Source organism: Oceanispirochaeta sp. (assembly GCF_027859075.1).
Classification (GTDB): domain Bacteria; phylum Spirochaetota; class Spirochaetia; order DSM-2461; family DSM-2461; genus Oceanispirochaeta.
In genome coordinates, this window is record NZ_JAQIBL010000106.1 from 1 (window position 1) to 16299 (window position 16299).

15 protein-coding genes, 1 pseudogene and 1 riboswitch are annotated in these 16299 nt (G+C 45.5%); of the genes and pseudogenes, 13 read left to right on the plus strand and 3 right to left on the minus strand.

Annotated features, from left to right (window positions below; all coding sequences use genetic code 11):
* The 3 genes from PF479_RS06055 to PF479_RS06065 form a co-directional block, all read left to right on the plus strand.
* Positions 1-503: hypothetical protein (locus PF479_RS06055; RefSeq protein WP_298003554.1), on the plus strand; the 503-nt coding region annotated here is incomplete at its 5' end.
* A gap of 154 nt (positions 504-657) precedes the next feature.
* Complete coding sequence (locus PF479_RS06060; protein WP_298003556.1) at positions 658-1326, plus strand: response regulator transcription factor; 669 nt, start codon at positions 658-660, stop codon at positions 1324-1326.
* Positions 1320-2681, plus strand: coding sequence for a HAMP domain-containing sensor histidine kinase (locus PF479_RS06065; protein ID WP_298003557.1), 1362 nt, complete (start codon positions 1320-1322; stop codon positions 2679-2681). Before PF479_RS06060 ends, PF479_RS06065 begins: the two co-directional genes overlap by 7 nt.
* A gap of 20 nt (positions 2682-2701) precedes the next feature.
* Here PF479_RS06065 and PF479_RS06070 read toward each other — a convergent pair whose 3' ends face one another.
* Positions 2702-3121, minus strand: a complete 420-nt coding sequence (locus tag PF479_RS06070; protein ID WP_298003559.1) for a hypothetical protein — start codon at positions 3119-3121, stop codon at positions 2702-2704.
* A 127-nt stretch (positions 3122-3248) separates the two neighbouring features.
* On the opposite strand from PF479_RS06070, the gene PF479_RS06075 reads away from it, so the two are divergent.
* The 5 genes from PF479_RS06075 (at position 3249) to msrA (ending at position 8696) form a co-directional block, all read left to right on the plus strand.
* Positions 3249-3980 (plus strand): response regulator transcription factor, encoded by a 732-nt coding sequence (locus PF479_RS06075; RefSeq protein WP_298003562.1) that lies wholly within the window; start codon positions 3249-3251, stop codon positions 3978-3980.
* Entirely contained in the window at positions 3977-5440 is a 1464-nt protein-coding gene (locus tag PF479_RS06080; protein ID WP_298003565.1) for a cell wall metabolism sensor histidine kinase WalK, read from the plus strand. Before PF479_RS06075 ends, PF479_RS06080 begins: the two co-directional genes overlap by 4 nt.
* Positions 5441-5594: 154 nt before the next feature.
* Entirely contained in the window at positions 5595-7334 is a 1740-nt protein-coding gene (locus tag PF479_RS06085; RefSeq protein ID WP_298003567.1) for a cytochrome c biogenesis protein DipZ, read from the plus strand.
* A gap of 184 nt (positions 7335-7518) precedes the next feature.
* Positions 7519-7971 (plus strand): peptide-methionine (R)-S-oxide reductase MsrB, encoded by a 453-nt coding sequence (gene msrB / locus PF479_RS06090; RefSeq protein ID WP_367277207.1) that lies wholly within the window; start codon positions 7519-7521, stop codon positions 7969-7971.
* A 17-nt stretch (positions 7972-7988) separates the two neighbouring features.
* Positions 7989-8696 (plus strand): peptide-methionine (S)-S-oxide reductase MsrA, encoded by a 708-nt coding sequence (gene msrA / locus PF479_RS06095; protein ID WP_298003572.1) that lies wholly within the window; start codon positions 7989-7991, stop codon positions 8694-8696.
* A gap of 66 nt (positions 8697-8762) precedes the next feature.
* On the opposite strand, the gene PF479_RS06100 is transcribed toward msrA, so the two are convergent.
* Positions 8763-9998: a bifunctional diguanylate cyclase/phosphodiesterase gene (locus PF479_RS06100; protein WP_298003575.1), complete on the minus strand. Its 1236-nt coding sequence runs from the start codon at positions 9996-9998 to the stop codon at positions 8763-8765.
* Between the two features lie 4 nt (positions 9999-10002).
* Positions 10003-10707, minus strand: a complete 705-nt coding sequence (locus tag PF479_RS06105) for a DUF3369 domain-containing protein (RefSeq protein WP_298003578.1) — start codon at positions 10705-10707, stop codon at positions 10003-10005.
* Between the two features lie 296 nt (positions 10708-11003).
* Between PF479_RS06105 and PF479_RS06110 the strand changes: the two genes are divergently transcribed.
* The 5 genes and pseudogenes from PF479_RS06110 to PF479_RS06130 form a co-directional block, all read left to right on the plus strand.
* The gene (locus PF479_RS06110) at positions 11004-11438 is read left to right on the plus strand and encodes an RrF2 family transcriptional regulator (protein ID WP_298003581.1); all 435 of its coding nucleotides are present in this window, start codon (positions 11004-11006) and stop codon (positions 11436-11438) included.
* A 33-nt stretch (positions 11439-11471) separates the two neighbouring features.
* A pseudogene (cysK, locus tag PF479_RS06115) lies at positions 11472-12398 on the plus strand (cysteine synthase A).
* A 44-nt stretch (positions 12399-12442) separates the two neighbouring features.
* Positions 12443-13738, plus strand: coding sequence for an O-acetylhomoserine aminocarboxypropyltransferase/cysteine synthase family protein (locus PF479_RS06120; protein WP_298003584.1), 1296 nt, complete (start codon positions 12443-12445; stop codon positions 13736-13738).
* 143 nt (positions 13739-13881) lie between these two features.
* The gene (locus PF479_RS06125; protein ID WP_298003587.1) at positions 13882-15597 is read left to right on the plus strand and encodes a hypothetical protein; all 1716 of its coding nucleotides are present in this window, start codon (positions 13882-13884) and stop codon (positions 15595-15597) included.
* A 67-nt stretch (positions 15598-15664) separates the two neighbouring features.
* Positions 15665-15760: riboswitch (TPP riboswitch) on the plus strand.
* 35 nt (positions 15761-15795) lie between these two features.
* Positions 15796-16299: thiamine ABC transporter substrate-binding protein (locus PF479_RS06130; protein WP_298003589.1), on the plus strand; the 504-nt coding region annotated here is incomplete at its 3' end.

Sequence of the window (16299 nt, forward strand, 5' to 3'; positions counted from 1 at the left end):
AAATATGCCTTTCAAGAATGTTTTTCATTAGGAAAATAGCATTGATGATCTTAATTGCCCTGGTCATTCCTGGCGCAATAATGGCGAAAGGCGCCAGGGATACAGAAGATGATTATGAAAACCAATTACAACAGAGAACCGAGCAGATTTGTAATTCATTAGAAGAAAAAAACATGACTGCACAAGAAGCAAAAGGCCTGCTCAGTGAACTGCGCCTGGAGTATCAAAAAGAGTATTCCAATGAAAGTGAAACAATGGACTCCTTAATCGATGGTGTTGTCAATGGGGAGATCACTGCGGAACAAGCAAGAGACAGATTTGAAGAACTTGAGAAATTACGGCTGCGAGAACGTGAAAGAAAAGAACTTCTGCTGAAAGAACAAAAAAAAGAAGAACAGAAAGCCCAGGAGAAAAAAGATACTAATTCGAGTGAGGACAAACCTAGTTCCAGTTCCAGTTCCAGTTCCAGTTCCAGTTCCAGTTCCAGTTCCAAACAAAAATAATATGGGAGGAACAAGGAGAAAACTGATTCGCTAACATTAAGAACAACTACCATTTATTTAAAAAAAGTCCCCGTGTTTTTAGCGGGGACTTTTTAAATCCAGTATAATTATAGGGAATGACAGTCAGGCTTATTATACTGAGAGGGACGATTTATTGACGAATACAATCTTAATCATTGAAGATGAAAAACGTATAGCTGAATGGATCAGTATATACCTTGAGCGAGCCGGTTTTACTGCTGAGAATGCCTACGATGGAAAGATGGGCCTTCAACTGGCACGGACCCTCAACCCTGATCTTATACTTCTGGATTTAATGCTGCCCCAACTCAATGGTATGGAAATTTGCCGCATTCTTCGTCAGGATTCTGATGTTCCTATAATCATGTTGACCGCAAAAGGCAGGAAGGAAGATAAAATTAATGGCCTGGACTGTGGAGCAGATGATTACATTACAAAACCCTTCGATCCGGATGAATTGGTTGTTCGCGTTAAAACAGTTCTCCGACGGTCCAAAGGTCATGTTCAGAAGATTCTCAGCTGTGGCATACTCTCTCTGGATGAAACCACTCAGAAAGTCCTTCTGGATGGACAGACGATCAAGTTAAGCAAGGCTCAATTTGATATATTATCAGTGTTTATGCGGTATCCGAATGTTGTACTGACCAGGAACCAACTCATAGAACAGGCTTTCGACAACAATTTTGAGTCATTTGATCGCGCCATAGATACCCATATTCGTCGTCTGAGAAAGATCATTCATATACACAACTTCGCTCCCATACAGACGATTTACGGAGCAGGATATAAACTGGTATGCTGATTTTTATGAAATCAATATTCTGGCGTCTATTCAGTGCTTTTATTTTCATAATACTAATCTCAGTGCTATTGAGCGCAGTCATTGAATACTCAACGACCAGTTCAAAATTACCCCATCTGCTGACAGAGATCAGGTCACAGAATATGGCTCAGATTCTCGGTGCGGCTTACACGAGAGATGGAGGATGGGGGAATATTCAACAAGAAATCAAGAGAATGAAAACAGATGAGAATACAGAAAGCTCAGTAGATCTCTCCATGAGATTTGTGGTCAAGGATAAGAATGGAAAGACTCTGTATAACAGTTTCTCCGACCTGATCCATCTGGGGAATATCCCGCTCATTGAAGGAAATTCTGTTCAGATAGAGGATAGAGAGACCTCAGAGCTTGTCGGTAGGGTGACCATCTATATCAGCCGTCAATTTCTTGAAATGGAATCTGCCCGTTACCTCGTCTCAATATTTAAGTCCCGGATACTCCAGGGTCTGATCTCTATTCTCATTTTGATCTTTGTGGCCGCATTTTTGTCCCGCCGGATCACGGCACCCATCATTGCACTGACAAAGGCAACTCAAAGTATTACTCAAAGCGGGGAAGCTTCTCTTCTGCCGGTAAAATCATCCGATGAAATAGGGCTGATGAGTGAATCCTTCAATAAGATGATACTTTCACTTAAAACACAAAAGAACCTGAGAAAAAAACTGATCAGTGATGTCAGCCATGAAATTAATACACCCCTGAGTGTTATCAAACTGGAAGCAATGGGATTGAATGATAGTATAGTTTCATCGAAAAAAGCATCTAACCAAATCATTGACGAAGTAGATACACTTAGCAATCTTGTACATGATCTGGACTGGCTTGCCGAAACGGATTCGGGAGAATATAAACTTGATTTAGAAACCTATTCTATAGAACGCCTCATAAAAACAGAAGTTGAGCGTTGGCAGTTAAAAGCTGAATTGGTTAACACAACCCTGGAATTCAAAGAGTCCCCCTCCCCGTTACCCGACTTGACCATAGATGTTGTCCGGATGAGTCAGGTTTTGGGAAATCTCATTGAGAATGGAATAAAGTACACCCCCCCAGGGACCAGGCTGACAGTGGAATGCAGGAGAGAGGAGGATCGAGTGGTGATCGCCATTCAGGAGAATGGACCCGGAATCGCTTCGGAAGAGTTACCCTTTATTTTCGAAAGGTTTTACCGGGTGGATCAATCCCGTGTCAGGAACAAGGTTGGAAGAGGCCTTGGTTTGTCCATCGTCAAGCAAATAGTGGAATTGCATCAGGGACGTGTCTGGGCGGAAAGTTCCGAAGGAAAGGGATGTTGTTTTTTTGTATCACTCCCTTATTAAAACAGTGAAAACCATATTTATTAGTTCTTCTTTAATTTCATCGGTTCAATAGAGTTAAGCCCTTCCGTATCCGTTTCTTTATAGTGACTTATGACTTCCAGAATGTTAGTTCTTATGTACTCATCAAGGAGGTCACTGCGTTTTTTAAATTCTTCGAATAGATCATCTTTAGGGAAGTAACCAACTCCGTCTACAATATCGGTAGGGCTGTAAAATTCACCATCACCCGAGTCGACCCGATGAATATCGGGTATTTTGCCGGCTTCAGCAGTTAATACCATCTGGGTTTCATTCACTGTAAACACAAGCTGAAAACCAGTGAAGTCTTCTGAATCATTTTTATACCAGATATACAAGTCAAAATAATCATCTGAATAGAGCCTTCTCTTGATGACAGAATGACCGGAAACCTGGCGTAGAGCCTTAAATTCCTCAAGCATTATAGTCCTCTATTACAGAATATAGACTAAAAAGGATAAATCAGCAAAATAATTGCCATTTTGATTTCTCCCGTTCCAACCCCTATAATTCAGTCCAGAATAGGAATCGAATAAAGAGGCAGACTGAATGACCCCGGAAACTCAGACTGATACAGTTCTGATTATTGAAGATGACAGCGAAATAGCTGCAGTTGTATCCATGAATCTCGAAGACCTTGGTATGAAAACCGAGCATGTTATCGATGGAAAGACTGGATTGCGAAAAGCCCTGGAGGGAAAGTACGTTCTTGTGATCCTGGACATAATGCCGCCCCAGCTGGATGGAATTTCCGTCTGTAGAGCCATCCGTGAACAGGATTCGGTCATTCCAATTATGATGCTCACAGCCAAAGCCGATGTGATTGACCGGGTGTTAGCCCTGGAATTGGGCGCCGATGACTACATGACCAAACCCTTCTCGGTACGAGAACTGACCGCCAGGGTCAAAGCCTTGCTGCGCCGTTCCAGGGCTTCTGCAACGGCAGAGCCGGAAGATTCTTCGGAGTCAAAGATAGTGATAGGTCAGCTTACGATTGATAAGGTCCTGCGAAAAGTCCTGCTCCATAATGAAATCGTGGAACTGACTGTAAAAGAGTTTGAACTGCTGGGAATCTTTGCCCGAAATCCAGGTAGATCCTTCAGCCGTGGAGAGCTGCTTAAAATGATTTGGGGCTATCAATACGAAGGGTATGAGCATACCGTGAATACTCATATCAAACGCCTGCGAAATAAAATAGAAGAAGACCCGACCCACCCTGTCTACCTGAAAACAGTATGGGGAGTGGGATACCGCTTCGCCGAGCTATCGGAGTTTTCATGATCACAATTTTTCGTTCCTTTTATGCCAAGATTTCACTGATTTTCCTCCTCCTTATCCTTATTCTGGGAGCCGGCAGCCTGGTCATCGCTTTTTCGGCTGCAGAGCACCTCTTTGATGAGGTGGAACAACTCCTCAACAGAGAATACGCCGCCAGCATTGCCTCAGAGCTGCAGCCTCTTGTGGAAGAAGGCTTTGCCCTGGATGAAATCAAAGAAGCTATTCATTACATGATGGTCTTGAATCCAATGGTCGAGATCTATCTCCTGGATGAAGAGGGGAGAATCCTGGCTTATTTCACTCACCCAGAGGAGCCTCTGATCCGTCAAAGCATAGACCTGACACCACTGAAATCCTTTATAGAAAGCGATGGCAGGCAGGCAGTATTGGGAGCTGATCCCAGAACCGAATCCAGAGACAAGCCATTTTCGGCCGCCGCTTTACTGATGGGTGAAGATCCAGGCTTTGTCTATGTGATCTTAAGAGGCCAGAGCTATGACCGCTCCCTCAAGATGCTCCAGAGCAGCTACTATCTGCAATCCGGTCTCAGTACATTCTTTTTTGCATTTCTGGCCACCCTATTGGCCGGATTTTCTCTTTTCTTCATCCTGACCAGGCGCTTGAGAAACCTGAGTTCCGGAGTGAGGGCCTTTGAAAGGGGTCAGTATGATTACCGGACGGACATTCGGGGAAAGGATGAACTGGGAGCCCTGGGCAGAGCCTTCAACGAGATGGCGGCCTCAATCGAAAATGGTGTAGAAAGGCTGCATATGGCAGAACAGCAGCGCACAGATCTTATTGCCAATATCTCTCATGATCTGCGGAGCCCGCTGACATCCATCCGGGGACATCTGGAGACAATCCTTTTAAAGGATGAGAAGCTGACGGTTCCCGAACGCAGGAATTTCCTGGAGATCATCCTCAAAAATGTTTCAAGCTTCCAGAAACTGGTGGAAGAACTCTTTGACCTGGCAAAACTGGAATCCCGGCAGGTTCTACCGGAGAAAGAACCTTTTCAATTTGCAGAACTGGTGCAGGATGTGATTCTAAAGCTCCAACCTCAAGCTGAGAAATCAAATATTGCCATACATATGAAGCATAGTGATGAGATCCCGGTGTTAGAGGGTGACATTGGAATGCTGGAACGGGTTTTAACAAACCTTCTGGAGAATGCCTTGTCCCACACACCTGATGGGGGAGAAATTCAAATTTCGATTCTCAACGAGAATGATCAATTGATCATCCTTCTGACTGATACAGGACCTGGGATATCGGCTGAGGATCTCCCCCATATCTTTGAGCGCTTCTACCGGGCTGATAAAAGCCGGGATAGAAGATCACCCGGTACGGGTCTGGGACTGGCGATTGTGAAAGAAATAGTGAATCTCCATGGAGGAATCATCCAGGCGGAAAGTCCTCAGGGATCAGGAGCTTTTTTCAGGATCATACTCCCCTTAAAGTAGTAATGGCAAAGTTTATTCATTGTTTCTCATTTCGTGACAGTTTTGTGATCTTTGCAACTTACTTTTAGAGCGGAGGTTCATATGAAAACTATGACAACTTTATTCTTCTTCGTATTATTGCCCACGACTGTCTCATCTCTGGAGAGGAACTAGTATGGCCATCCTCCTCTTTTTTGCCTTTCTGTCGGGTATTGTGACCATACTCTCCCCCTGCATACTCCCGGTTCTTCCCATTGTCCTGTCGGGCAGTGTAGGTGGAAAGAGGAGACCTCTGGGTGTCGTTCTTGGATTCATCACCAGCTTCAGTGCCTTTACTTTACTGCTATCGAGTCTTGTTCAATTTTTGAATATTCCCCCCGACTCTCTCCGGATTGCCGCTGTAGTTCTCCTGGTACTATTTGGAACGGTCATGATTGTTCCCTGGCTGAGGACCCAGTTTGAAGTTTTTGCATCAAAGATGACCAGCCGGAGCGGTATCAAGCGCTCATCTTCCGGGTTTTTCGGCGGATTTATGGTGGGAATCAGCCTCGGCCTAGTCTGGACTCCCTGTGTAGGTCCCATTATGGCCTCTGTGATCAGCCTGGCCATAACTCAGAGTGTGGATGGAGCCTCGGTTCTTATCATTCTGGCCTACTCTCTGGGAACATCCATTCCCATGTTCATCATCATGATGGGAGGACGCAAAGTTATAAACAGGTTCCCCCGCTTATCCAGAAATCCGAAGAGAATCCAAAAGATTTTTGGTGTCCTGATGATCCTTGTGGGCGTATCCATAGCCTTTGGTATTGACCGCCAGTTTCAGTCGGCCCTGCTCGATCTCTTTCCCGATTATGGCTCTGGATTAACAGCCTTTGAAGACAGAGATTCTGTAAGATCAATTTTAAAAGACAGAAACAACGAGGTCCTGCCCGTACAGACGGATAGCGGGCTGATGTCGAGGACTGACGAACCAAAAAATGCAAGGCTGGGTGACTATGGCCTGGTCCCGGAGATTGTGACCCCTGGCCCCTGGCTCAATACGGAGGGAAACCAGGCTCTGACCATGGAAAGCCTGAAAGGAAAGGTCATTCTGATTGATTTCTGGACCTACAGCTGCATCAACTGCGTTCGCACACTCCCCCATCTCAGGGCCTGGCATGATGCCTATGCGGATGAGGGGCTGGTCATCATTGGAGTGCATTCCCCTGAATTTGCCTTTGAAAAGAAACTGGAAAACGTTGAAAAAGCAATGAAAGATCTGGGCGTCACATGGCCGGTTGTCCTGGATAATGACTTTTTGCAGTGGAAGGCCTATCAAAATCGATACTGGCCTGCCCATTATTTTATTGATGCCCAGGGGAACCTGCGCTATTTTCACTTTGGAGAAGGTCAGTATGAGGAGTCTGAAAAGGTGATCCGGAAACTCCTGGATGAAGCCGGCAGGAAGACAACAATCAAAATGACCGATACGCCAGAGAAGATTGTGAAGAGCCAGACCCACGAAATCTATCTCGGCTTTGGAAGGACCGAGGGATTTAAGTCAAAGACGGAGAGACTGAACAACAATGTGGTCCGCTATGCCCCTGAAGAACAACTGAAAAATGGTGAGTGGTCTCTCCAGGGTCCCTGGACCTTTAAAAGGGAATTCATCGAGTCAGTGGATAAGGGGATTCTCAACCTGGAGTTTCATGCCAAAAATGTTTATCTGGTCCTGGAAAAGACTGAAGAGGATTCATGGATCGAAGTCCTGTTAGATGGAGATCCAGGAAACGACACTATCGATGTTCAGGGTGGAAAACTGATCATTGATGAAAGCAGACTGTATGAGATTCTGAGCCTGCCCGAAACGGGACAACATCGGCTCATCTTAAAGGTACATGGGAAGGCAAAGTTATTTGCCTTTACTTTCGGTTAATATTTATTCACCAGGGCTCCCCGGGAGCCTTGGAAGCGAGAGGAGAAAAAGAAATATGAAAAAGATTGTATTTGCAGCCCTGGTAATTATTACTTGTGCATCCCTGGCCGTTGTTGCCAGCGGAAATCAGGAGTTGATGATGATAGAAGAAGAGATGGATCAGTCCGAGCCCGTACACCCGCCCATGACAGAAGAGAGGGAGTATGCAAAACCTTCGAAGGAAATACTCAAGACCAATCTGGACCCGATGCAATACAGGGTGACTCAGGAAGAAGGGACAGAACCTTCTTTTAACAACATCTACTGGGATAATCATGAAGAAGGAATTTATGTTGATATCGTATCGGGAGAGCCTCTTTTCAGCTCTACCGATAAATACGAATCCGGAACAGGATGGCCCAGTTTCTCAAAACCCTTAGAATCCGGAAATATTAAATCTCTCCGTGATAAAAAACTGGGCTATACCCGTACCGAAGTCAGAAGTTTTTATGGAGACTCACATCTGGGGCATGTCTTCAATGACGGTCCTGATCCCACAGGACTAAGATATTGTATCAACTCTGCATCCCTCCGATTTATCCCGGTAAATCGGTTGGAAATTGAAGGTTATGGTCAATATCTCACACTATTCAAGTAAATCAATTGGAGTCAAATATGAAGAATATAAAAAAGACATGGAGAGTGATGGCAGTGTTTCAGCTCTTGATGGTGCTTGGTATTTCACAATCAGGTCTTTATGCTTCGGGCCAATCTGAAAGCAAAGGCGATGAGATGAAATCTGAATCGATGGAAGCTGTGCCTGAAAAAAGGACAACAGCTGAAAACATAGAAACTGCCGTATTTGCAGGGGGATGTTTCTGGGGTGTGGAAGCCGTATTTGAAAGCCTGAAAGGTGTAGAAAATGTTGTTTCCGGATATTCAGGAGGATCAGCAGACACGGCAACGTATTATAGTGTCGGGACCGGGAAAACCGGTCATGCTGAATCTGTTGAAATTGTGTTTGATCCCGGTGTCATCAGTTTTGAGACCTTATTGGAAGTCTTTTTTGCCGTGGCTCATGATCCTACTCAATTAAACTATCAGGGACCGGATCATGGAAGTGAATATCGTTCTGTGGTTTTCTATACTACAGACTCACAAAGGACCTCTACACTGAAGGCGATAAAAGAGCTGGATTCAAAAAAGCTTTACCCTTCTAAAATTGTGACAGAAGTAGTACCCCTTACTGAGTTTTATCCTGCCGAAGAATATCATCAGAATTTTATTAAACTGAATCCTACTCAAGGATATGTTGTCTATTGGGATCTCCCGAAATTAGAAGAGCTAGAAAAAAAATATCCTGACTTACTGCGTATGAAGTAAGAAAACCGGGGGTCTCAAGGGCCCCCGGTTTTAAGGGGAGATTCAGTAGAAGCTATTAAAGCACTATTACGATTTGGACTTCCTGAGCCATTGTAGTGCATCCTCATAAACCATGGGGCGGCCGTAAAGATAACCCTGTCCTTCCAGGCAGCCTAATTTTTTTAAGTGATCAGCCTGTTCGACTGTTTCAATACCCTCTGCCAGAACCTTCATTCCCAGTTTTTGACCCAGGGGAATAACGAGGTCAACAATACGGCCACCAGGCTTATGTTTATCAATCCTGCTGACAAATGCACTGTCAATTTTAAGTCTGTCCGCGGGCCAACGATCAATAGAAGAGAGGGAGGAATATCCAGTTCCGAAATCATCGATAGCAATAGAGACTCCCATGGCCTTGATTTGAAGAAACAAACGGACCACCTGTTCAACACCCAGAACCGCAACAGATTCGGTAATTTCCAGCTCAACCCGGTGAGGATTGACTTTTGTATCTGCCAGGGCCTGCTTCAGAATGGAAAGAAAATCAGGATTTCTCAGCTGAATAGCCGAAACATTGATGGCCATCTGAAGATCTGGATAACCTGCCTTATGAATCTCTGAAAGGGTATGCAATGCCATCCGGAGGATCCATGTTCCCATGGGAACAATGAGACCACCCTGCTCTGCCAGAGGGATAAAATCCGAAGGAGAAATAAACTGTCCCTCCCCGGTCTTCCACCGCATCAAAGCCTCGAAACCAAGGGGCGCACCCCCATTCAGCATGACCTGTGGTTGATACATGAGAAACATTTTTTCATGGGTAAAGGCAGACTTCAACTCCTGGAGAAGCTTGATGCGCTCTCTTGTCTGCAGTCCGATACTCGGATTGTAACGAACAGATTTCCCCAGTCCATCAGATTTAGCCCTTTTCAGGGCAATATTTGCATTAATAAGATAATCTGAACCGGAAAGAGACTCATCATCCAGATCAAGACAACCAATGCTCACCGATATCTGCTGAACCCCACCAGAAACATCAATGGGAGCCCTGAAATAGTTCTGCAGCTCGCTGAACTCTATCCGGGGACCGATAATACCAAAAACGTCCCCAGAAACACGGGCGATAAAAGCCCCTTCCGGAAAAGCCTGTTTCAGTCTCAAAACAAAGGACTCTAGTACGAGATCTCCATAGATATGACCCAGGATGTCATTGAGTGTGCCAAATTGATTAATATCAACAAGATACAAGGATTTATCTGTATAGGGAATTACACTTTCAATCTCTCTGATCAGGGCACTGAGATTAGGAATTCCCAGGCTCACATCCTCATAGGCCAGACTGATAATTACCCTTTTCCTTGAAACTGCCCGAGGAAGCAATGATCCTGATCCGGTCGCTCCTTCCATCTTTCAGGGTACGGCATATAAAGCCGTCCAGAGGGAGATGGAATAGGCTGGAAGTAAGAAGAAGGACCTTTGTCCCGAAGGACTCCAGGCTGAGATCAGACCTGAATTGGCTGTTGGCATTAATTATCTTCTCCAGTCCTGCCTTGCCATCCTCTATGATTTGAAGCTGACTGTAGGACCGGATGGCGGTAATGACTGTTGTCATAAGCTTATTACGGGTCAGCTCACTTTTTGTTTTGTAGTCATTGATGTCATACCTGTGAATGGTGTCAAGTTCGGGTGCATCTCCGGGTTGACCGGTACTGAGAATGATGCGGACCATATGGAGGTCCAGTTCTTCACGGATGGTCTGAATGGCTTCGAGTCCTGATGTTTTAGTTTCCATGACAACATCCATCAGAATAATAGCGAGATCCGGAATGGTTTTGATTTTTTCAAGACCCTCCTCCCCGGTATAGGCATGAAAGAATTCCAGAGACTTGCCCAGAATGATTTCTCCCTTCAAGGCAAAAACAGTGGCCTCATGGACATCAACATCATCATCCACTATCAGGATATTCCAACTTTCAGCAGGGGTATTAGGTTGTTCAGTCTTAATTGTATTGAAAACAAGTTTTTGTGCCATTTTGTTTCTAGACTCTCCCATCCTTATTAAGAATAAGAGAGCTGACTCCATTTATCAATAAAGTCCTTTGATTATATCCTATTATTCAGAGACATCAGTGGGTATCCGACAGTCTACTCTGGCAGAATTAAGCCATACCCAGAATGAACTGGATACATTCAGATCGGGACTGGATCGACTAGTTATAAATTGCGAAGAATAAATAATTTTCCAATTTTTTTAGACATCCCCTTGCAATGTCCGGATTCAATCACTACTATTCTAATAGATATTATAGTAATTAAGGAATTCAGGAAATGAAACTGTCCACCAAATCCAGATATGCGACTCGTTTAATGGTCAATCTGGCATGGAATTTCCAACAGGGCCCGATGCAGTTAAATGAAATTTCAAGAAAAGAGGAAATTTCAGAGAAGTATCTGAGCCAGATAGTCATCACCCTCCGGGGAGCCGGTCTTATAAGATCCGTTCGGGGAGCTCATGGCGGCTACCTGCTCACAAAGGATCCAGCCGGGATAACCCTGAAGGAGATTGTCGAGGTAATGGAAGGCGGTCTGGATATTGTAGATTGTCTGAATAACGAAAAAAATTGCAACCGGTCAGGACAATGCATAACCCGGAATGTATGGAATAAGGTGAGTCTGGCCATTAAAAAAGCCCTTGAAGAGATCAGCCTGGATGATCTGGCAAAACAGGTACGGGAAGCGGATGAACCCATGTATTTTATCTAGTTTAGAAACAAGAATTAAAATAGGAGGCATAAATTGAGTCAAAAAATTGCGAAAAACATCACGGAACTGGTAGGAAAAACACCCCTCGTCAGGTTGAACAAATTTGGCAGCAAAGCTGAAATTCTTCTCAAGCTTGAATTTTTCAATCCCCTGGGAAGTGTGAAGGACAGGATTGGAAAGTATATGATAGAGGCCGCTGAAAAGAGCGGTCAACTGAAGGCCGGAACAACTCTGATTGAACCGACCAGTGGGAATACAGGGGTAGCCCTTGCCTATATCTGTGCTCAGAGGGGATACAAACTCATCCTGACCATGCCCGATACCATGAGTGTGGAAAGGAGAAAACTCCTCAAGCTTTTTGGGGCGGAACTGATCCTGACCCCCGGGAGCGGAGGGATGAAGGCGGCCCTGGACAAGGCTCAAGAGCTTCATGAAGGAATTGAGAATTCCCTGATCCTTCAGCAGTTTGAAAACCCTGCCAATCCGGAAGCCCACAGGCAGACCACGGCTGAAGAGATATGGGAAGACAGCGGAGAGAAAGTCGATATCTTTGTTGCCGGAGTCGGAACTGGAGGAACCCTCACAGGAGTCACTGAGGTTCTGAAAAAGAAGAATCCCCATCTTAAATCCTATGCGGTGGAACCTGTAGAATCACCCATACTCTCGGGTGGACAACCTGGTCCTCACAAGATACAGGGAATAGGAGCCGGTTTCATGCCGGCAGTCCTGAATACAGCCATTTATGATGATGTGATTCAGGTTACCTCGTCAGAAGCGGGAGAAACCGCCAGGAAACTGGCAAAAGAAGAAGGTATACTGGTGGGTATTTCCGCCGGAGCGAATGTCAGAGCCGCGGAAATTCTGGCAGGCAGACCCGAAAACTAGGGAAAAACGATTGTCACCATCGGCTGTGATACAGGAGAACGATATCTGAGCACATGGCTGTTTCAAGATGTTTAAGACCCAGAACCCAGGAATACCTAAGTACAAGGAGAAAAAAAATTATGCCCTATAGCAATATTAACAACCCTTCATTTGAGACAGTGGCCCTGCACGCAGGTCAGACTGTAGACGGAACGAAATCAAGAGGCGTGCCTCTGCACCGGACGACGGCCTATCTGTTTGACTCAGCAGAACATGCCCAGAATCTCTTTGCCCTGAAAGAGTTGGGGAATATCTACACCCGTCTGGGGAACCCCACACAGGATGTTCTGGAGCAGAGAGTGGCAGCCCTGGAAGGCGGTACGGCGGCACTGGCACTGGCATCAGGAACGAATGCCATATTCTACAGCATCATCAACATCTGTAATCATGGGGATGAAGTAGTTTCCAGTTCTAACCTTTACGGAGGAACCTATGTCATGTTCAATGACATTCTGCCTCAGTTCGGTATAAAGGTCAGGTTTGCCGATCCAAAAGATAAGGCAGCACTGAAAGCCGCGATCAACGACAAGACCAGGGTTCTGTATACCGAAACCATTGGAAATCCCTCCCTGGATATATCCGACCTGGACATGTTCTCGGCCCTGTCAAAGGAATTTGAAATACCCCTTGTTGTAGACTCGACATTCACCACTCCCTACCTTCTCAGACCGATAGAGCATGGGGCGCATGTGGTCATCCATTCACTGACAAAATGGATTGGGGGGCATGGCACAGCCATCGGCGGGATTGTGGTGGACTCGGGTACCTTTAACTGGAAAAACCCGAAATTCTCTCTCTACAACGAGCCCGATGGAGGCTATCACGGCCTTCGCTTTGCCCAGGATCTGGGAGACCTGAGCCCTCTGGCCTTCATCTTAAGGATGAGGACTGTTCCTTTAAGGAATCTGGGAGGCTCAATATCACCGGACAACTGCTGGATGTTCCTCCAGGGGCTTGAAACCCTGGCGATCAGGATGGAACGACATTCCAAAAATGCACTGGCCGTGGCTCAGCATCTGGAAAGCCATCCCGATGTGGCCTGGGTCCGGTATCCCGGATTGAAAAAAGATCCCGCTCATCCCCTGGCTCAAAAATTCCTGCCCTCCGGGGCCGGAGGAATGGTTGTCTTCGGTATAAAAGCCGGAAGGGAAGCAGGTCAGAGATTCATTGAAAACCTGGATTTGTTTTCCCATGTAGCCAATGTGGGGGATGCCAAGAGTCTGGCTATTCACCCGGCATCTACCACCCATTCCCAGCTCTCCGAGGAGAATCTGATTTCCGCAGGGATCTCGGGAGATCTCATCCGCCTGTCCATCGGCCTTGAGAATATCAAAGATATCAAGGCTGATATTGACCAGTCACTGAAATCTATCTGATTTTGTTTCCTGAAAGAGCCGAAGCCCCGGGGTTTCGGCTCTTTCTTATTGTTCTTTTTGAGCTGTTGATCTATGTTTTATAAGGCAATGCTATAAACGGCACTCTTAGGGTAGCTGAATTTAACCCCCCTCCGGACAAGGTGATGGAAAGCATAAATAAAACAGTAGAATCACCCGAATATTTTCACATGGAAACATTCCGTCGTGAGGAATTCCTGGCACAGATCGGTAGTTTTACCCAGGTTCAGTACCAGCTCTTCCATAATATATGTGAATTCTGGAATCCAGTGCTGGACTACAATCATTTTATTCTGAAGAGTTCAAAATCTTTTTTAGCCTCCAACAATCAGCTGGAACTTCTGATGGGAAAACTAAAGTCAGCCCATATGGGACTCCTCCAATACGGACTGAATGATGGTGAAATAAAAGCATCCCGCATCATTCTCAGCGATAAGGATGGTCTTCCCTTTTTTTATTACCTGACGGAAGATCTTTTTGCCCGTCATATGTTCGAGCACAAACAGCCTTATTTAACCATAAAAGCCTTTGATGATGAAGGGATAACCCTCCCGGGGGATATGATCACACCCCTGGAAACAACCATGCTCAGCCCCGGGTTCTTGAAGAGAAACAAAGATTTAAAAATCATAGGGATCAATCGAAAAATGAAATCTCCCATCCTCTTTCCATCTGGAATGATGAATGAATTCATTGCGGCATTGATCACTCATATCCGGTTGGAATTGGTCAGCCCCAATCTTATGGAAAACCTATCCCGCATAACGACACAGAAAATCAGTGAGATTCAGAATAACCTGACTAAAAAAGAACCCGACTTCTGGATCATGATTTGTCAGAAACTCATCGAACACAAAGAGGACCTCAAACTCAGACTGAAGGGTCTGAATCCAATGATATTTACGAGCTGCCAGCTCCTGCAGACCTACTTCCAGAATACCCTGACTGAAAAAAAGGAAGAATTGGTTCAGGAAACTGAGAAAAATAAGGCTCAGGCTGAAATCATCCGTGAATACAAGGAAAAAGAGGCTTCCTGGACCCATATCAGCGTCCTGGATGCAAAACTGAAGGTAAATGAGGAAAAATGGGAAGGATTCCGGGAAGAATTCAAACAGTCCGTCCTCCTGAGGGGTGAAGGTAAGGAACAACCAGAACTGGTTCTCCTCAATAATATGATTATCCATAAGGATTTTCTCTTCCGTTATTTTACCAGGGAAATCAGCACTATCAGAAACAGCCTGCTCTTCCTGTACCAGGATCAGATGAGCGACCTTTTAAGACACAATAAAACAGAGAAGTACACACAGTTTTTCAGCCGCAGCAATTTTCTCGCGGATATTCTATCCAGAATTAGAGACAAAGATCAGCAGCTTTGGGAGCTCCTGCAGAAGCCGACCCGGGTGGCTGAATCAGCCTATCATTTTCTGCAGCATATCAAAGGTGTGACGAGTACAACCAGAATCAAGGATGCCATGGGACTCTATTTCCAACCGGATCTGAAGAGTTTCAGAAAAGTAGATTCCCTGTTCCAGTTGAAACTTCTGACCATGTTTGAGAAATCATACAAAGAGCTGAGCTGGTGGGGAAGATTCATTCTCCGCCTGACAGGCCGCTATGACAGCTATGTCTCGATGTTCTCCGACACCCCGATTGAAGGAAGCCCCTACAGAGGATACGGGAGCCGGAAGAAACCGGGAGGGAAGGAGAAAGCGGTATCCCCGAAAAAAGGGAACACCAAAGGGAGTGTCAACCGTTATCAAAAAAAAGATAAAAACTACTCCCCCCGGGAGAAGAGAAAAGCCTGGGCCGAATTTGATGATGCCGTCAAGAGGAAAAAGTAATTTGAATCTCTTTCACCCCCGGAATAGCCCCGTATTGACCATGTAGTTTTGAAGGAGTATGATCTACCCAACCCAGGGGTGGTTCCCTCAAGTGGAACCTGAGATCATACCCATTGAACCTGATACGGATAATGCCGGCGAAGGGAAAAGGACCTGTCTTACACACTCCCCTGGTTATTTTTCACCAGGAGTCTTTTCATGAAAAAAGCTATTGTTACTCTTATGATCCTGCTTTTAGCCCCTATGATTTTTGCATCGGGAAAGCAGGAGATGACCTCCTCGTCTCTTGAGGTAGAAGATTCTTCCCCCGGGGAAGAAAAAATTCTCAATATCTACTGCTATGATTCTTTTGCCTCAGAATGGGGCCCCGGACCTGCTCTGGTTCAGGAATTCACAGCCCGAACCGGTATTGAGGTGAAACTGAATGCCCCGGGTGATGCCGTGATGGTCCTGACCAAGGTTATCATGGAAAAAGACGAGCCTCGGGCGGACCTTCTCATCGGCCCGGATAACAATCTTCTGGCCAGGACCCTGGCAGAGGGAGTTCTGGAACCCTATGATGCTCCCGCCCTCTCCAGTATTTCCAGTGAACTGAAATTTGATGAGTCCAACCACCTTCTCCCCTTTGACTGGGGCTATTTTGCCATCTGCTATGATTCGGAAGTACTTTTGAATCCTCCTTCCTCACTGGAAGATCTGACA

Bases quoted from the DNA above. Each gene is read 5' to 3' on its own strand.
- PF479_RS06065 (WP_298003557.1), top strand. From the start codon at position 1,320: ATGCTGATTTTTATGAAATCAATATTCTGGCGTCTATTCAGTGCTTTT.
- PF479_RS06070 (WP_298003559.1), bottom strand. From the start codon at position 3,121: ATGCTTGAGGAATTTAAGGCTCTACGCCAGGTTTCCGGTCATTCTGTC.
- PF479_RS06075 (WP_298003562.1), top strand. From the start codon at position 3,249: ATGACCCCGGAAACTCAGACTGATACAGTTCTGATTATTGAAGATGAC.
- PF479_RS06080 (WP_298003565.1), top strand. From the start codon at position 3,977: ATGATCACAATTTTTCGTTCCTTTTATGCCAAGATTTCACTGATTTTC.
- PF479_RS06085 (WP_298003567.1), top strand. From the start codon at position 5,595: ATGGCCATCCTCCTCTTTTTTGCCTTTCTGTCGGGTATTGTGACCATA.
- msrB (WP_367277207.1), top strand. From the start codon at position 7,519: ATGACAGAAGAGAGGGAGTATGCAAAACCTTCGAAGGAAATACTCAAG.
- msrA (WP_298003572.1), top strand. From the start codon at position 7,989: ATGAAGAATATAAAAAAGACATGGAGAGTGATGGCAGTGTTTCAGCTC.
- PF479_RS06105 (WP_298003578.1), bottom strand. From the start codon at position 10,707: ATGGCACAAAAACTTGTTTTCAATACAATTAAGACTGAACAACCTAAT.
- PF479_RS06110 (WP_298003581.1), top strand. From the start codon at position 11,004: ATGAAACTGTCCACCAAATCCAGATATGCGACTCGTTTAATGGTCAAT.
- PF479_RS06120 (WP_298003584.1), top strand. From the start codon at position 12,443: ATGCCCTATAGCAATATTAACAACCCTTCATTTGAGACAGTGGCCCTG.
- PF479_RS06125 (WP_298003587.1), top strand. From the start codon at position 13,882: ATGGAAAGCATAAATAAAACAGTAGAATCACCCGAATATTTTCACATG.